Here is a 16,868-nt window from a genome sequence, read left to right as displayed (position 1 = left end):
CGCCTTCGTGCGGCTCAGAGCACGTAGCGCGCCAGATCCTCGCTCTGCGCCAGCTCCTTGAGCCGGCTGTCCACGTAGCCGGCGTCAATGGAAACGGTCTTGCCGCTGTGCCGCGCGGCGTCATAGGAAATTTCTTCGAGCAGCTTTTCCATCACCGTGTGCAGGCGGCGCGCACCGATATTTTCAGTGCGCTCATTCACCTCAAAAGCGATTTCGGCCAGGCGGCGCACGGCATCCACACTGAATTCGAGCTTGACGCCTTCCGTTTCGAGCAGCGCCTGATACTGCCGGGTAAGACAGGCATCGGTACTGGTGAGGATTTGTTCGAAATCGCTCACGCTCAGGCTGGTGAGTTCGACGCGGATGGGCAGCCGCCCCTGCAGCTCGGGCACGAGGTCGGAGGGCTTGGCGAGGTGGAACGCGCCGCTGCAGATGAACAGGATGTGGTCGGTCTTGACCATGCCGTACTTGGTGGTGACGGTGGTGCCTTCTACCAGCGGTAGCAGGTCGCGCTGCACGCCCTGGCGCGACACTTCGGCGCCGGAGCTCTCCGAACGGCTGGTGATCTTGTCGATCTCGTCGAGGAACACGATGCCGTTCTGTTCCGCGTTATGCACCGCTGCGATTTTAAGCTCCTCGTCGTTGACCAGCTTGAGCGCTTCCTCCTCGCTCAGCAGCTTCATCGCTTCGCGAATCCTGAGCTTGCGGGTTTTGCTGCGCGTGGTGCCCATGTTCTGGAACATGCCCTGGATCTGCGAAGTAAGGTCCTCCATGCCGGGCGGGGCGAAGATTTCCATATGCGCCTGAGGGGTGGCGACGTCGATCTCGATTTCCTTGTCGTCCAGTTGTCCCTCGCGCAGCATTTTGCGGAATTTCTGCCGCGTGGCGCCTTCCTTGTCAACATCGCCGCCATCGCGTGCCGGCGGAAGCAATGCATCGAGAATGCGCTCTTCGGCGTGTTCCTCGGCACGGAACTGGACTTTGCGCGTTTCCTGCTCACGCGTCTGTTTGATGGCAATTTCCACCAGGTCGCGGATGATCGAGTCCACGTCGCGACCGACGTAGCCGACTTCGGTGAATTTGGTCGCTTCCACCTTGATGAACGGGGCATTGGCGAGCTTGGCCAGACGACGGGCGATTTCGGTCTTGCCGACACCGGTCGGGCCGATCATCAGAATGTTCTTGGGCGTGATTTCCTGGCGCAACGGGTCGGCGACCTGCGAGCGGCGCCAGCGGTTGCGGAGCGCGATGGCGACGGCACGCTTGGCCGCGTCCTGGCCGATGATGTGTTTGTCGAGTTCGTGGACGATTTCCTGGGGGGACATTTCGGACATAATTCAGCCTTCAGTGGTCAGCATTCAGCTTTCAGCAGTCGAAGGGTTTTACTGACAGCTGACTGCTGATGGCTGATAGCTTATTCAAGCACTTCGATGATGTGATTCTGATTGGTATAAATACACAGATCAGCGGCGATGGTGAGCGATTTCTTCACGATGTCGGCCGGTGCCAGATCAGTATGATCGAGCAGCGCGCGTGCCGCGGACTGGGCGTAGGCACCGCCGCTGCCGATGGCGAGCAGGCCTTCTTCCGGCTCCAGCACGTCGCCGTTGCCGGTGATGATCAGCGAGGATTCGTGGTCGGCAACGGTGAGCATGGCCTCGAGACGGCGCAGCATGCGGTCGGTGCGCCAGTCCTTGGCGAGTTCCACGGCGGAACGCAGCAGGTGGCCCTGATGCTTTTCCAGCTTGGCTTCGAAACGTTCGAACAGCGTGAAAGCGTCCGCCGTTCCGCCGGCGAATCCGGCGAGGATTTTGTCATGGTAGAGGCGGCGCACCTTGCGCGCCGTGGCCTTGACCACGATGTTGCCCAGCGTGACCTGGCCGTCCCCGCCCATGGCGACGCTAGTGCCGCGGCGGACGGAAAGAATGGTGGTGCCGTGATATTGTTCCATAGGGCAGATCAAAAAGATAAAAGCTGATTATAGTACCGACCGGTAATGACTCAGCGCGACTTTTTGCGGATCAGGGTGGCGAATTCTGACATGCCCATCATGAGAAACAGCGCCTGCACCATTTCGTTCGCGTCCAGGATGAGAATCTTCTTGCCCGCCTGGGTGAGGTTGATCAATGCACTCATGAAGTTGCCCACAGCGACAAAATCCACCCGCGTCACCTCTGCCAGGTTGATGCGAACTTCCTGCTTGTCCGCCGCGTAGTTGGACAGATCCTGCAACTGTGACTGGCTGGACTCTGAAATCACGCCGCGCATGGCAAAAGACTCGCCAGTTTCGCTTCCCGCCGCAGTCTGATCGGATGTTTGGGGCTTTGCCTGTGCGGCCACCTGGGCCGGCTTGACCGCCTCCCAGGCCGGAGGGGAGATTTCGAAATTTACCGCGTACTCGATGGCGAGGTCTTCGTATTCCGCTTCCTTGCCCAGCCACTGGTACAGCTCGAACAGCAGCAGCCAGGCCAGGCGGTCTTCGGTGCCATGGCCGTCAGCCACGATCTGCTCTTTCACCACATCGATCAAATGTTCCACACCAACGAGCTGCAGCAGTTTTCCCTTCTTGCGGCAAGCGGACAAGCCTTCCTGCATCAACTTGCAGCCGCTCAGTTCCACACTTGCGACATCGCGTACATCCACCCTCGCTTCATTTGCGCTCTGCGCCAGCAGGCAGAGCTTTTCCAGCTCCGGACTAATGGCGAGTTTGCTGCCCAAGGCAAGAATTTCCTTCTGCGCCGTATCGATCTTCCTGGTCGCTGCGGGCGTCGCGGGCATTTTCCAGATCGGCGCAGAGCGCTCGAACTTGACCACGAACTGCATCGACAGTTCGTCGAATGCCGGCTTGTTGTTCTGTACCTGATACAGGTCGAACAGCATGAGCCACGGCTGCATTTCCTTTTTTTCCGGGTAATCCTGTAGGTACTGGCTCAGGGTTGCCAGCGCCTGATCAGCCATGTTGTTTGCGTAATAAACCGCCGCCTCTTCGACCGCCGATCCTGCTTCCGCGCTGATACTTTCGAACACGACGATTTCTTCGCCCGGCTGGGAAGCCGCAGCCGGTGCCGCGAGTGGCGAAGCAAGCTGGGGCTCCTGCGGCACGGTCGCCGCGGCAGAAGGCGCCGGCTTTTTCGGGACGGGGGCTGGCGTTGCTTCAGCTTGTTTGGACTTACGTAAGAAAGAAAACACGGAATTGTCCTACAAGATGCGTAAATTATCCTACCGAGAGTTTTACATTTTAGGCCGCTTTGCCTTGATCGCTCAATAGGGGATCACCTGATTTCGGCCCAACCCAGCTTCCGAGCACTCCGAAACCAGCCAGCATCCACACAATAACTGCCCCCGAGGGCAAGTCGCTCCAAGCGGAAAGCAGCAGCCCGAGCGCAAAGCTTATACCACCCAGCGAATAAGCCAAAGGCATGCGCCAGCGCGGCGGATAATGACGAGTCGCCAGCGCGGGTACGATCAGGCTGGCGAATACCAGGTAGACGCCCACCAGTTGCACCGAGGCGGTCACCGCGCAGGCGAACACGGCGTAAAAACCGAAGCGCCCCAGGTGGTCGCGCCAGCGCAGCCACACGCCAAGCAAAATGGCCGTGAGCCAGGCGGTCGGCCACAACTGGGCGGGGCTGGCCCACAAGATCTGTCCGACCAGAAGATCCTGCAGTTGCTCTCCGCCATGCGGATTCCCAGCAAGGAGCAACGCGCCGCCGCTTGCGGCTAGCACGAACACCACGCCGATCAGTGCCTCCTGCACCTCCGGCCAGCGCTTCTCGGTGTAGGTGAACACCGCCGCGCCCAGCAAGGCCGCGCTCACTGCCGACAACTGCACCGCCCAGCCCTGCGGCTCGAACCCCAGCCGGTCGGCGGCGATGACGCCCATCCCGGCGATCTGGGCGATGGCGAGGTCGATGAACACGATGCCGCGCGCCAGCACCTGCATCCCCAGCGGCACGTGCGTCGCGAGCACCAGCAGGCCGGCGAGAAAAGCGGGCAGCAGCAGGCCCCACTCCAGGGAGGCGCTCATTTCGCCGCCGCCAGCAGGCGTTGCACGGTGTCGTCGAACAGGCTGAACAAGTCCTTGGCCTGCTCCGACCCGCCGACCGTGAACGGCAGCGCCACGGCGGAAATCTTCGCGCGCTCCGCCAGCCATTCGGACGGCCTGCCGTCATTGTAGGCCGCACGCAGGATCATCTTCGCCGGCTGGCGCTGCAGCTGTTCCAGCACCTGTACCAGGTGTCCGCTGCTCGGCTCCACGCCGGGCTTGGGTTCCAGCGTCGCGACCTCCCTCAGGCCCAGCCAGTTTTCCAGGTAGGGAAAACCCTTGTGCTGCACCACGATCGGCACTCCTTTGAGCGGCGCGGACTCTTTCTCCCAGCGCGTCACGGCAAGCTGCCAGCGACCGCTGAAAGCCTGGTAACGAGCCTGGTACCAGGCGGCGTTGGACGGGTCGGCCTCCGCCAGTTGCTTTGCCAGCCCGGTTGCCACCAGAGCGATATTGCGCGGGTCGGTCTGGATATGTGGATTGCCGCCGGGGTGCACGTCGCCGTCGGCGCGGTCGAGGCGGGTAGGTACTTCCAGCATGCGCACGAAACGCGCGGCCTCGAAATAACCGGGTTTGCCGGGCTGGATTTTCGGGTTACCCGATTGCTGCAGCAAAACCGGCAACCAGCCGATTTCCAGTTGTGAGCCGGTACAAACCAGCATGTCGGCATTGCGTGCCCGAGCCAGCAGGCTGGGCTTGGCCTGGATGTGGTGCGGGTCCTGGAAAGCGTTGGTGGCGTTGTAAACGTTCACTTTGTCGCCGCCCAACTCCTGCGCCAACGCGCCCCATTCGGGTTCGCAGGCCAGGATATTGAGGGCGGCGGAAGCGGGTGCGGCAACAGCCAGCAAAATGGCGGCGGCGATAAATCTCGAATATCGGTTCATGGCGGCTCCTTCTTAGTATTTGTGGGCGCCGTGGGCGCCCAGGCTCATTTGGTACTGGAGGAATATCTGGTTGTCGGTCGCGCCCTGAGTGGCTTTGTCTTGAGCGAACTGCAAACGGATGCGGCTGAATTCGCTGGGGTTGTAATCCAGCATCAGCGAGTGGCGGACAGGGCGATAAGCGGGGCGGGACAAAACGCCGTCGTTGACGCCGTAATCCACGCTGCCGGGGTCCAGCCGCTCCGTGCGCAAGCCCGCACGCCAGTAAGGCGCGAACTGGTAAATGCCTTGCAAGTACCAGCCCGACTGGGTGGCGGCGTAACTGCCCGGCACGGCGACGCCGTTGAGGTCGTAGACCAGGCTGCCATCCTCCACACGGCGCAGGTACTCGCCCTGCAGCTTGAAATTGGTGTAATAGGCGTTGCCGTTGGGTGCCCATTTCCACACCGCATCGGCGATCCACAGCTTGCTGTTGCCGCTGAAGCTGTTGGTAACGCCCGCACCGCCCAGGTTCGTGTCGTCCCACTGGCGGTCCTGCGGCGCAGTCGTCAGCAGCGAAAGGCCGGCGCGCCAGCTGTTGCTGTCCCCCACGTCGCCGCCCAGGTGGGCGAACAGCGCGCTGGCACCTGAGCCGTTCTTGTCGCGCCCGGTGCCGGGATAATTGGCGCCACGCCCCACTTCCGCGCCGAGCTCGAAATAGGTATCGGTCGGCGCGAGCCAGCGCAGCTGCAGGCCATCGTTGTTCATCTGTCCGCCCAGGAAAGCCTGGTAGGCCAGCGGCGCGTCGACAAAATCCCAGACGTGGGCGTGCTGTTCGTTGAGATAGCCGATACCCGAGAAGAAGCGGCCGGCCTTCAGCGTCAGCCCGTGGTTGAGCGCCGTGGTCTGGATGAAGGCTTCTTCCGTGGACACCGTGTTGTCAGGGTGAATGGCGAAATTCAACCCGCCGTAAAAGAGCTGATCCACGCTGGCATAAATGCCAAGCTCGGATTCGGCCAGACTGAAGCCGCGCTGCGGCTGCAAATCCGCCATCACGGCGGGGGGCAGGTGGAAGCCGGTGATGGCATGGCCCGCCGGATCGCGCGAATGATTGCTGTACAAGCCCGACAGGATCAGCGATACACCGGGGTTGAAAGCGTTGATGTTGTCTGCCGGCGCTGGGGCGGGCGGCGCCGCCGCGGCCTGGCTGGCGGCGGCTTCGGCCTGGGCAGCATGGCTCTCGGCGGCACTGGAGGCGGCTTCAGTTTTCTGCAGGCGCAGCTCCAGAGCCTGGATACGCGCTTCGTAACTCTGCTTGAGCGCGTTGATTTCTTGCCGGATTTGCTGCATTTCCGCACTCTCGCCGGCAACAGCGGATAGCGGCGCGCCCAGCATCATGATGATGCCGGACGCAATGATCTTGCGTTTATACATAAGCAACCTCGTCAGAACGAACAATCATTAATGGCCGTCAAGGCCATTCGACAGGAAGGTTCAGACGATGGAAGGGGGCGCGCGGGAGTAGTAGTGGCGGACGGATTGCGGCAGGCGGCAGCCAGGTTCGAATTCAAGGAGGGTGGCCGCAACGGCCGCAGGGGGAAGGCTCAGGCCACTGACAGCAACAGCGCTGCCAACGCCGGCATATGCCACGCATTTTTCGCAGGCGGGAGAATGAGGAAGCTGTTTGTCCTGCTGCGAGTGGCCAGGCAGCGGCTCGGTCAGGTGCGACAGGGCGTGCATCGCCGCGCCCTGCTGCGCGAACAGCAAGGCGAAGGCTAGCAGCAGAAACGATAGCAGTCGCGCGCGGGCTTTCATGGGGTCGTACCCTACACTTCTTTTAATGCAGGGACAATGCAAGGCGAGTCGTCCAGCAACATCGCGCTACTGCTCCGTTTCCTGCGGACGCTGGCGCGCAGCTTCTGCGGCGAGTGCGGCATTGATCTCCCGCATCACGCCGCCGAGATCGGCCGGCTTTTCGCTGTGCTCGAAAAGACCGGTCAGCTTGACTTCGATATGCAGCTCGCCGCTCTCGTACAGCGCCCAGATTTCCTTGCCGTAGTCGGTGTCCCGCAACTCGGGCGCGAACTGGCCGAAGTAGTTCGCCAGGTTGCTCACGTCGCGCTCCAGCATGCTGCTCGCGTGTTTGTTGCCCGCAGCGTCGACGGCCTGCGGCAGGTCGATGATGACCGGCCCTTCGCTGCCGACCAGGATGTTGAACTCGGACAGGTCGCCGTGGACCACGCCGGCGCACAGCATGCGCACGACCTGCTGCAGCAGGGCGTGGTGGTATTCGCGCGCCAGTTCTTCCGTCAGCACCACATCGTTGAGGCGCGGGGCGGCATTGCCGTTGTCGTCGGTCACCAGCTCCATGAGCAGCACGCCCTCGTGGAAATTATGCGGCTTCGGCACGCGCACGCCGGCGGCGGCGAGGCGGTACAGGGCGTCCACCTCGGCGCTCTGCCACGCCTCCTCCTGGGCCTTGCGGCCATAGCGCGAGCCCTTCTCCATGGCACGCGCCTGGCGGCTGTTCTTGACCTTGCGGCCCTCGGTGTAATCCACGCTCTGGCGGAAACTGCGTTTATTGGCTTCCTTGTACACCTTGGCGCAACGCACTTCGTCCCCGCAGCGAACCACGAAGACCATCGCCTCCTTGCCGCTCATGAGTTGCCGGACGACCTCGTCGACCAGGCCGTCTTCGACCAGCGGCTGGAGTCTTTTTGGAATTTTCATTACTGCTTGTCGCCTCTCAGCCGGATTACCAGGCCCTTGAGGAAATTCCTCAGCAGCTGATCGCCGCATGCCCGGTAATTTTTGTGGCCCTTTTGCCTGAACAACGCGCTCAGCTCGGGTTTAGACACGCCGAACCCGGCGAGTTCCAGAACCTTGTGCATATCCTCTTCTTTCAGCTCGAAAGCCACGCGCAGCTTTTTCAGAATGGCATTGTTGGTCAAACGCCGTTCCGGCTTCTTGTCCGTCTCCGGGCGCGGTTCCATCTTGCCCCTGCGGTGAACGATCAAGCCATCCAGAAACGCGGACAGGACATCGTCGGCGCACTCGACGAAACCTTCCTCGTCTTCCTTCTTCAGGAAACTCGCGACATCGGCTGACTCGACGTCGCGCTCGGCCAGTTTGATCATCGCCACCACCTGCGCGTCGCTCAGGTCCAGTGCATAGCGGATGCTGCGCAACACGTCGTTGTTGATCACTGCTTTTCTCCAGTTACATCAGAAGCCTGCAAATCCGCATGGTAGCTGGATCGCACCATTGGTCCGCAGGCGGCATTCTTGAATCCCATTTCCTTTGCCGCCCGCGCGAATTCCTCGAACTGTTCCGGCGTCACGAAGCGCGTGACCGGCAGGTGGTGGCGCGAGGGCTGCAGATACTGGCCGATGGTCAGCATGTCCACCTCGTGGGCGCGCAGGTCGCGCATCACGGTGAGGATTTCCTCGTCGGTCTCGCCCAGCCCGACCATCAGGCCGGATTTGGTGGGGATGCCCGGGTGTTTTTGCTTGAAAGCCTGCAGCAGCTGCAGCGAGTGGGCGTAATCGGCGCCGGGACGGGCCTGCTTGTAGAGGCGCGGCACGGTTTCCAGGTTGTGGTTGAGCACGTCCGGCGGCTGGTCGCCGAGAATCTCCAGCGCCACGTCCAGGCGGCCGCGGAAATCGGGCACCAGGGTTTCGATGCGGGTATGCGGCGAAGCTGCGCGCACCGCGCCGATGCAGGCGGCGAAATGGCCGGCCCCGCCATCGCGCAGGTCGTCGCGGTCGACGCTGGTGACGACCACGTATTTCAGCTTCATGGCGGCGATGGTGCGCGCCAGCTGCTCAGGTTCACCGGCGTCCGGCGGCAGGGGCTTGCCGTGGCCCACGTCGCAGAACGGGCAGCGCCGCGTGCACAGGTCGCCGAGGATCATGAACGTGGCAGTGCCGTGGCTGAAGCACTCGCCGATGTTGGGGCAGGCGGCTTCCTCGCACACCGTGTGCAGGCCGTGCTCGCGCAGGATGTGCTTGATCTCGCCGAACTTGCCGCCCGACGAAACCTTGCTGCGTATCCACGCAGGCTTGCGCAGCGGCTCCTGGGGCACGATCTTGATGGGGATGCGCGACGTCTTGGCGGCGCCTTTGTGAAGTTTTGGGTCAGCCATGAGAAAACCATTCCGGCAGGATCGACAGGCTTTACCGGGCTAACGAAATTGCCCCGAAGTCCTGTCCGTCCTGCAAATCCTGTCAATTCAAATAAGGGGTTGAGTATATCCCAACTGCTGCTGAAGATGCCGCGCCAGCGCATCGGCCAGCGTATCCGCATCGGCGCTCACGCCTTGGTCGCAGGTTTGCGTCACTTCCAGCCCGGGGTAGCCGCAGGGATTGATGTTGGCGTAAGGCGAAAGGTCCATGTCCACATTCAGGCACAGGCCGTGGTAGCTGCAATTGTTTCGGATGCGCAACCCCAGCGCGGCGATCTTGGCCTCGTTCACGTACACGCCCGGCGCCTTGTCGCGCCGCTCGGCCGCCACGCCATGGGTCGCCAGCAGGTCGATCACCGCCTGTTCCATGCGTCGCACCAGTTCCTTGACGCCGATGCCGTGCCGCTTGAGGTCGAGCAGGATGTACGCCACCACCTGACCCGGACCGTGGTAAGTGATCTGGCCGCCGCGGTCGATCTTCACCACCGGGATGTCGCTACTGCGCAACAGGTGTTCCGGCTTCCCGGCAAGGCCCAGGGTGTAAACCGGCGGATGCTGCAAAAGCCAGATTTCGTCCGGGGTTGCAGGCCCTCGTTGCGCCGTGAAGTCCTGCATGGCGTCAAAGGTCGGTTGGTATTCGACAAGGCCTAAGTGCCTAGTGAGGGGTGAGGAGTGAGGAGTGAGGAGTACCCCCCCCACCGCCGCTTTCTCCTCACTCCTCACTCTTCACTCCTCACGTTCAAAGAGCCATTACCACCAGCGGATGCGCGCTGATTTCGCGGTAGAGATCGTCGAGCTGCCGTTTCGAGGTGGCGTTGATGGTACAGGTGAGGGACAGATACTTGTTGCTGCTGCTGGCTTTCATGGTCACGCTGGCGGCGTCGAAATCCGGCGCGTGGCGCAGCACGACTTCCACCATGGTGGCGACGAAACCGTCCTCCATGCGCCCCATGATCTTGATGGGGAAGGCGCAGGGAAATTCCAGCAGGGTTTCCTGGTTGTTCGTGTCCTGATCGTTCATAGCGAGGGCTGGCGCATGATGGTGGCCTTGTAATCCTGGTAAAACCGGTCCATTTTTTGGAACAGAGGCCCGGGCTCGCCGGCACCTACGGCACTGCCGTCAAGTCGGGTGATGGCCTGCACTTCCCGGGTGGAAGAAGTCAGCCAGATCTCATCCGCACTGCGCAGCGTGTCTTCGGCCACCGGTCCCACGCGGGAAGGAATGCCGTGGGCGGCTGCCAGTTCCAGCACCACGTCGTAAGTAATCCCCGGCAGCATCAGGTGATCCTTGGGCGGAGCAAGCAGAACGCCATCCTTGACGACGAAAATATTGCTGGCCGCGCCTTCGCTGAGAAACCCGTCGCGCAGCATCACGGTTTCGGCGGCGCCGGCATCCACCGCCAGCTGGCGCAGCAGCACGTTGGGCAGCAGCGAAATGGCCTTGATGTCGCAGCGCAGCCAGCGGTTGTCCGGCGCCGTTATCGCCGCCACGCCGTGTTCCCGCAGCGCCTGGGCGGCGGGCAGCAGCGGGCTGCTCATCATGAACACCGTGGGCGGCGTGTCCTTGGGGAAAGCGTGGTCGCGCTTGGCCACGCCGCGCGTGATGTGCAGGTAAAGGTACTGGTCCTCGCCCTCGTTGCGCGCGATCATTTCCCGTATCAGTTCACGCCATTCGACATCGGAATGGGGATTGGCGAGGCGAATGCCGTCCAGGCTGTGCTGCAGGCGCTGCAAATGCTCGGCAAGGCGGAAAGGATGGCGAGAGTAGACCGGGATTACCTCGTACACGCCGTCGCCGAAGATGAAGCCGCGGTCCAGCACCGGCACGCGGGCGTCTTCCAGCGGGAGGAAGGCGCCGTTCAGATAGACTATTTGAACCACAGCTTGATGGTATCCAGCGCACGCCCGAAGATATTCCCCACCGCCACATTTTCCAGTGCCACCAGCGGGTAATCGGCGAAGGGCTTGTCGTCCAGCGTGAGATGGATTGCACCGACCACCTGGCCTGCGGAAATCGGCGCAAGCAAGGGCTGTTTGCTGGTCACCGTAGCTTTGATGCGGCTGTAGTAGCCTTTGGGCAGGGTGATCAGGAGATCCTGGCTGAGACCAGCCTTGAGCGTCTTCTCGCTGCCTTTCCAAACCGGCAGGTTGGAGATGGTCTGGTTTTTGGCGTAAAGGCGCTTGCCTTCGAAGAACTGGAAGCCGTAGTTGAGTAGTTTCTGGCTTTCGGTTGCGCGCAAATGGTCGGAGGTCGTTCCCAGCACAACCGAGATCAGCCGCATCGGGTCGCGCTTGGCGGTGGCGATCAGGCAGTATCCGGCGGATTCGGTATGGCCGGTTTTCATGCCGTCCACCGTGGGATCGAGCCACAGCAGGCGGTTGCGGTTAGGCTGGGTGATATTGTTGTAGCGGTATTCCCTCATCGAGTAAAACTTGAAATACTCGGGGAAGTCGCGAATGATTGCCGCCACCAGCAGGGAAAGGTCGTAAGCCGTGGTGTAGTGCTGCGCGTGCGGCAGGCCGGTGGCGTTCATGTAATGGGTATTTTTCATGCCCAGACGCAAGGCCTGCTGGTTCATCATCGAGGCGAACACTTCCTCGCTTCCCGCCACGCCCTCCGCCAGCGCAATGCAGGCGTCGTTGCCGGACTGTACGATCATGCCCTGGATCAGCTCCACAACCGTGACCGGCCGGTTCATCTCGATGAACATGCGCGAACCCTCGGTTTTCCAGGCACGCTCCGAAACCGGCAACACCTGGTCCATCTTGAGGCGGCCCTGCTTGAGCGCGGAGAAGGTCAGATAGGCCGTCATCAGCTTGGTCAGCGACGCGGGCTCGATGCGATCGTTGGCGCCCTGCTGCACCAGCAGGCGCCCGCTCGGGAAGTCGGCGAGCAGGTAGGCGCGCGCGGCGATGGGCGGTGCGGGCGGGAGCGGCAGGACTTGCTCGGCGGCGGCCAGGGTGGAGAAGAACAGTGCGGCGAGAATCAGCAACAGGCGTTTCATATAAATTCCGTAGGTGAGAGCGGCAAAATTATAGCAGACAGCCACTCCCCGGCCGGGTTCCTGCTGCCCCTGAAATTTCCTGCTTAGCGCGCAATGACCGGAGAAATATTCGCCGCCTGGCCGATCTGGCTCGCCACCTGACTGGCTTCGGAACGGCTGGCGTACGGCCCGAGGCGCACGCGGAACAGACCGCCGGCGTCGACGATCTGGATTTTTTCCACCAGCGCCCCCAGGCCCAGCTTCATCTTGCCGCTGAAATTCTCGGCATTTTCGCGCGAGCTGAAGGCGCCGAGCTGCAGGAATACGCTGCCATCCGCGCCGGTGGCCGGCGGCACGGCCGGTGTGGCGGCGATTTTCTCGGCAGGCGGTGCCAGCGGTTGCGCCACGGCAGCCGGCGTGGGCTGCAGCGGAACGGGGCCGGCCGCGGCGGTATTGACCGCGGGCTTGCCGGTCGCCACCTGGTAATTGCCGGGGTCGATGCTTTCCACCTCGACCTGGTTGGTGCCGCCGTTCAGCACGCCCAGCTTGTAAGCGGCGGTGTAGGAAAGGTCGATCAGGCGGTTGCTGTGGAACGGTCCGCGGTCGTTGATGCGCACCACGACGGACTTGCCGTTGCTGAGGTTGGTCACCCGGGCGTAGCTGGGGATGGGCAGCGTGGGGTGGGCGGCACTCATGGTGTACATGTCGTAGGTATCGCCCACCGCCGTTTTCTGGCCGTGGTAGCGGCGGCCGTACCAGGAAGCGATGCCGCGCGCCTTGTACGGGCCGAGCTGGGTGGCCGGGGTATAGGTCTGGCCCAGCACGGTGTAGGGCCGGTTGGCGAACTTGTGCAAGGGTTCGAGCCTGGGTTCGGCGTCGGGTATGGCGTCGAGATTGGCGGGGGGATTGTCGCCCGGGCCGTCGTCGAGATAATAGCCGCCGCCCTTGATCGGCTTGGCGGCAACGCTTGCCGGACGTTCTGCGCGCGGCGCGACCGAGGAACAGCCGGACAGCTGGAAAGCTGCCACAGCGGCGAGGAGGAAACCGATTTTATGGAAACGGGTCATTTTGCTTTTGCCGGGTAAATCCTGAATAATCATGCGAATTCTATCGAATATCTTCCAATGAGCAACGTCCAAGTATATCAGCAACGCCGCCAGCGCCTCGCGGCCGCCATGGGCGCCGGGGTCGCGGTGATTCCCACGGCGCCGGAACGCGTGCGCAACCGGGATAGTCATTTCCCGTTTCGCTTCGACAGCTATTTTCATTACCTGACCGGCTTTTCTGAGCCGGAGGCAGTGCTGGTATTGCTGGCGGGCAACCCGCACAAGAGCATCCTGTTCTGCCGCGAGAAGAACCTCGAACGCGAGATCTGGGACGGCTTCCGCCATGGCCCCGAGGGAGCAAAAGAGGCGTTTGGCTTCGACGAAGCCTACCCCATCGCCCAGCTCGATGAAATGCTGCCCAAGCTGCTCGCCGACCAGCCCAGCCTGTTCTTCCACCTCGGCGCCGACAGCGCCTGGGACGCTCGCGCCGTCGGCTGGCTCAACAGCGTGCGCGAACAGGTGCGCAGCGGCATCACCGCACCGGGAGCGATCCAGGATGTGCGGACACTGCTGGACGAAATGCGCCTCGTCAAGGACGCCGCGGAAATCGCCACCATGCGCCGCGCCGGCGAGATTTCCGCCGCCGCCCACATCCGGGCGATGCAACAGACGCGGCCGGGCCGGCGCGAGTTCGAGATCGAGGCCGAGCTGCTGCACGAGTTCCGCCGCCACGGCGCCCAGGCACCGGCCTACACCTCCATCGTGGCGGGCGGGGCCAACGCCTGCGTGCTGCATTACGTGTTCAACGACGCCCCGCTCAAGGACGGCGACTTGCTGCTGATCGACGCCGGCTGCGAGCTGGACGGCTACGCCGCCGACATCACCCGCACCTTCCCAGTCAACGGAAAGTTCAGCGCGGCGCAGAAGGATGTCTACGAACTGGTGCTGGCGGCCCAAGCGGCCGCGCTGTTCCACGTGAAACCCGGCAACCACTGGAACCAGCCCCACGAAGCGGCGCTCAGGGTGCTGGCCCAGGGCTTTATCGACTTCGGCCTGTGCCACGGCAGCCTCGACGAAGTGCTGGAAAAGGAAAGCTACAAGCAGTTTTACATGCACCGCACCGGTCACTGGCTGGGCATGGACGTACACGACGTGGGCGAATACAAGCAGGGCGGCGAGTGGCGGACGCTCAAGCCGGGCATGGTGCTGACCGTTGAACCCGGCTGCTATATCCGTCCGGCCGACAACGTGCCGGAGCACTTCTGGAATATCGGCATCCGCATCGAGGACGATGCGGCAGTAACCAACGACGGCTGCGAGGTCCTCAGCGCCGGGGCACCGAAGACCGTGGCGGAGATCGAAGCTCTGATGGACAAAAGAAATGCTTAGCCACGTAGACGTACTCATCATCGGTGGCGGACCTGCCGGCGCGGCACTGGCGCTCGCGCTGCAGGAAAGCGACCGCACGGTGATGGTGCTGGAAGCCCAGGACGATTTTCCCCGCCCCGCCGACCCGCGCGCGCTGGCCTTGTCCTACGGCGCGAAAATCCTGCTGCAGCGCCTCGGGGTGTGGGACAGCATCGAGGGCGCGACGCCGATCGAGACCATACACATTTCGCAGCGCGGCGGGTTCGGGCGGGCGCTGCTGACCGCTGCCGAAAGCGGCGTGGACGCGCTGGGTTACGTGGTCAACTACTCCGCGCTCAGCACCGCCCTGCACCAGGCGCTGCGCCAGGCCAACCCGCTGTATCTGACCGGCGCCGTGGTAAGCAGCGTGAAATCCACGCCCGGATTCGGCGTAGCGGAGTTCGAACACGGCGGACGACAGCTCGAAGTGACCGCCAGCCTGCTGGTGCTCGCCGACGGCGGGCGCAGCCTGGCCCAGGTGTCCGGCGTGGAACGGCACGTGGTGGATTACGACCAGACTGCGGTGATCTGCCACGTCACCGCGGAACGTCCGCGCCGCCATGTCGCCTTCGAACGCTTCACGTCGTTCGGGCCGATGGCGCTGCTGCCTTCCGGCGCGGGTTACGACCTGGTGTGGACCGCCCGGCCGGACGAAGCGGAAGCCCTGCTGCAACTCGACGACAGCGCTTTCCTCGCCAAGCTGCACGAACGCTTCGGCGACCGCCTCGGCGCGTTCACCAGTGCCGGCAAGCGCGCCAGCTTCCCCCTCAGCCTCAAATACGCCCGCCCGGTCACGGCGCAGCGCATGGCCCTGATCGGCAATGCGGCCCAGGCCATGCACCCCGTGGCGGGACAGGGGTTCAATCTCGGTCTGCGCGATGCCTGGGAACTGGGTGAGGAAATCCTCAACACCCCCCATGCCGAGATCGGCGGCCCGGCCATGCTGCAGCATTACCGCGAGGGGCGCCGCCGCGATACCGGCGGCAGCATCCTGTTCACCGACCTGCTGGTGCGGCTGTTCTCCAACGATTACGCGGGCGTCGGCCTCGGGCGCGGGCTCGGGCTGGCGGCGCTGGACCTGCTGCCGGCGGCCAAGCGCCTGGTCGCGCGAAAGATGATATTCGGAGCAAAGGGCTGATGGATTTTGACATCGTAATAGTAGGCGCGGGCCTGGTGGGCGCTTCGCTCGCCATGGCGCTTAAGGACAGCGGGCTCAAGCTGGCGCTGATCGAGGGTCGCGCACCGGCGCCGCTGCCCCAGGACGACAGCTGGGACGCGCGCATCTACGCGGTCAACCCGGCCAACGCCCGTTTTCTCGACCAGTCCGGCGTGTGGGGCGGCCTCGACCAAAGCCGCATCGCGCCGGTGCATGAAATGCACGTGTGGGGCGACGATGCGGCGGCGCGGCTCGATTTCACGGCATACCAGGCCGGGGTGGCGGAACTCGCCTTCATCGCCGAGAGCCGCCTGATGCAGGATGGCTTGTGGCGTGCCCTGCAGGGGCAGTCCAACGTGGAAATCTTCTGCCCCGCCGCCTGCGCCGCGCTGGAAGTCGCCGACGATGCCGCCATCCTGGCCCTGCAGGACGGCCGCGTGCTGCGCAGCAAGCTGGTGGTCGGCGCGGACGGGCGAGAATCCTGGGTGCGCGCCCATGCCGGCTTCGAGGCCAAGCCGCGCGAATATCGCCAGTCCGGCGTGGTGGCGAACTTCACGGTCGAGAAGCCGCACCGCAATTGCGCCTACCAGTGGTTCCGCGAGGACGGCATCCTGGCTTACCTGCCTTTGCCCGACAACAAGATCTCCATCGTCTGGTCGGCTTACGAACCCGTGGCGCAGGAACTGCTGGCGCTGCCCGGCGACGAATTCTGCCGCCGCGTGCAGGAGGCCGGCAAGAACACCCTGGGCGAACTGCAGCTGATTACGCCGCCCGCCGCCTTCTCGCTGCGCCTGCTCAACCTCGAGCACCTGGTCAAGCCGCGCGTGGCGCTGATCGGGGATGCCGCCCACAACGTCCACCCACTCTCCGGGCAGGGCGTCAATCTCGGTTTCCAGGACGCCCACCAGCTCGCCCAGGTACTGCTGCAGCGCGAAGCGCAACGCGATTGCGGCGACCATTTCCTGCTGCGCCGCTACGAAAGGGCGCGCAAGGAAGACATCCTGGCCATGCAACTGGTCACCGACGGGCTGCACAAACTTTTCAACAACGCCGATCCCCTGCTGCGCACCTTGCGCAACACCGGCCTGAGCCTGACCAATCACCTCGGCGGCCTGAAAAACCGGCTGATGCGCCATGCCATCGGGGAACTCGGTTAAACTCTTTCAGTCTTTATAAATGCTTAACAC

At 63.1% G+C, this 16,868-nt stretch carries 18 protein-coding genes; 3 read left to right on the top strand and 15 right to left on the bottom strand.

The window, feature by feature from the left end:
* Window positions 1-14: 14 nt before the first annotated feature.
* From hslU to SKTS_RS00435, 15 genes are all read right to left on the bottom strand, one after another.
* Window positions 15-1,334 (bottom strand): ATP-dependent protease ATPase subunit HslU, encoded by a 1,320-nt coding sequence (hslU, locus tag SKTS_RS00505; protein ID WP_173058786.1) that lies wholly within the window; start codon window positions 1,332-1,334, stop codon window positions 15-17.
* Between the two features lie 80 nt (window positions 1,335-1,414).
* Entirely contained in the window at window positions 1,415-1,951 is a 537-nt protein-coding gene (gene hslV, locus SKTS_RS00500; protein ID WP_173058783.1) for an ATP-dependent protease subunit HslV, read from the bottom strand.
* Between the two features lie 50 nt (window positions 1,952-2,001).
* Complete coding sequence (locus SKTS_RS00495; protein WP_173058780.1) at window positions 2,002-3,189, bottom strand: STAS domain-containing protein; 1,188 nt, start codon at window positions 3,187-3,189, stop codon at window positions 2,002-2,004.
* 49 nt (window positions 3,190-3,238) lie between these two features.
* Complete coding sequence (locus SKTS_RS00490) at window positions 3,239-4,027, bottom strand: metal ABC transporter permease (protein WP_173058777.1); 789 nt, start codon at window positions 4,025-4,027, stop codon at window positions 3,239-3,241.
* Window positions 4,024-4,929, bottom strand: a complete 906-nt coding sequence (locus tag SKTS_RS00485; RefSeq protein WP_173058773.1) for a metal ABC transporter substrate-binding protein — start codon at window positions 4,927-4,929, stop codon at window positions 4,024-4,026. Before SKTS_RS00485 ends, SKTS_RS00490 begins: the two co-directional genes overlap by 4 nt.
* 12 nt (window positions 4,930-4,941) lie before the next feature.
* On the bottom strand, window positions 4,942-6,339 hold the full coding sequence (locus tag SKTS_RS00480; RefSeq protein ID WP_173058770.1) for a hypothetical protein: 1,398 nt from the start codon (window positions 6,337-6,339) through the stop codon (window positions 4,942-4,944).
* A gap of 60 nt (window positions 6,340-6,399) precedes the next feature.
* Complete coding sequence (locus tag SKTS_RS00475) at window positions 6,400-6,720, bottom strand: hypothetical protein (protein ID WP_173058767.1); 321 nt, start codon at window positions 6,718-6,720, stop codon at window positions 6,400-6,402.
* Window positions 6,721-6,786: 66 nt separating this feature from the next.
* Window positions 6,787-7,635 carry a PA4780 family RIO1-like protein kinase gene (locus tag SKTS_RS00470; protein ID WP_173058764.1) on the bottom strand — a complete coding sequence of 283 codons (849 nt, stop codon included), beginning with the start codon at window positions 7,633-7,635 and terminating at the stop codon, window positions 6,787-6,789.
* A complete protein-coding gene (locus tag SKTS_RS00465; RefSeq protein WP_173058761.1) occupies window positions 7,635-8,111 on the bottom strand; it encodes a YehS family protein in 477 nt (158 codons plus the stop codon). Before SKTS_RS00465 ends, SKTS_RS00470 begins: the two co-directional genes overlap by 1 nt.
* Window positions 8,108-9,049, bottom strand: a complete 942-nt coding sequence (gene lipA, locus SKTS_RS00460) for a lipoyl synthase (RefSeq protein ID WP_173058758.1) — start codon at window positions 9,047-9,049, stop codon at window positions 8,108-8,110. Before lipA ends, SKTS_RS00465 begins: the two co-directional genes overlap by 4 nt.
* A gap of 87 nt (window positions 9,050-9,136) precedes the next feature.
* Complete coding sequence (lipB, locus tag SKTS_RS00455; protein WP_280513677.1) at window positions 9,137-9,787, bottom strand: lipoyl(octanoyl) transferase LipB; 651 nt, start codon at window positions 9,785-9,787, stop codon at window positions 9,137-9,139.
* 40 nt (window positions 9,788-9,827) lie between these two features.
* Entirely contained in the window at window positions 9,828-10,109 is a 282-nt protein-coding gene (locus SKTS_RS00450; protein ID WP_173058752.1) for a YbeD family protein, read from the bottom strand.
* Window positions 10,106-10,960: a D-amino acid aminotransferase gene (locus tag SKTS_RS00445; protein WP_173068775.1), complete on the bottom strand. Its 855-nt coding sequence runs from the start codon at window positions 10,958-10,960 to the stop codon at window positions 10,106-10,108. Before SKTS_RS00445 ends, SKTS_RS00450 begins: the two co-directional genes overlap by 4 nt.
* The gene (locus SKTS_RS00440) at window positions 10,957-12,093 is read right to left on the bottom strand and encodes a D-alanyl-D-alanine carboxypeptidase family protein (protein WP_173058749.1); all 1,137 of its coding nucleotides are present in this window, start codon (window positions 12,091-12,093) and stop codon (window positions 10,957-10,959) included. The genes SKTS_RS00445 and SKTS_RS00440 overlap by 4 nt, the downstream gene beginning before the upstream one ends.
* Before the next feature lie 83 nt (window positions 12,094-12,176).
* The gene (locus SKTS_RS00435; RefSeq protein WP_173058746.1) at window positions 12,177-13,139 is read right to left on the bottom strand and encodes a septal ring lytic transglycosylase RlpA family protein; all 963 of its coding nucleotides are present in this window, start codon (window positions 13,137-13,139) and stop codon (window positions 12,177-12,179) included.
* Window positions 13,140-13,196: 57 nt separating this feature from the next.
* On the opposite strand from SKTS_RS00435, the gene pepP reads away from it, so the two are divergent.
* Genes pepP through SKTS_RS00420 form a run of 3 tightly spaced genes read left to right on the top strand, consistent with a single transcriptional unit; the run spans window position 13,197 to window position 16,838 of the window.
* Complete coding sequence (gene pepP, locus SKTS_RS00430; RefSeq protein ID WP_173058743.1) at window positions 13,197-14,507, top strand: Xaa-Pro aminopeptidase; 1,311 nt, start codon at window positions 13,197-13,199, stop codon at window positions 14,505-14,507.
* Complete coding sequence (locus tag SKTS_RS00425; RefSeq protein WP_173058740.1) at window positions 14,500-15,663, top strand: FAD-dependent monooxygenase; 1,164 nt, start codon at window positions 14,500-14,502, stop codon at window positions 15,661-15,663. Before pepP ends, SKTS_RS00425 begins: the two co-directional genes overlap by 8 nt.
* Complete coding sequence (locus SKTS_RS00420; RefSeq protein WP_173058737.1) at window positions 15,663-16,838, top strand: UbiH/UbiF family hydroxylase; 1,176 nt, start codon at window positions 15,663-15,665, stop codon at window positions 16,836-16,838. The genes SKTS_RS00425 and SKTS_RS00420 overlap by 1 nt, the downstream gene beginning before the upstream one ends.
* Window positions 16,839-16,868 lie beyond the last annotated feature (30 nt).

It is taken from the genome of Sulfurimicrobium lacus (genome assembly GCF_011764585.1).
Taxonomy (GTDB): domain Bacteria; phylum Pseudomonadota; class Gammaproteobacteria; order Burkholderiales; family Sulfuricellaceae; genus Sulfurimicrobium; species Sulfurimicrobium lacus.
Note: the sequence above shows the minus strand (reverse complement) of the source record. Positions and strands in the feature narration are given on the sequence as shown.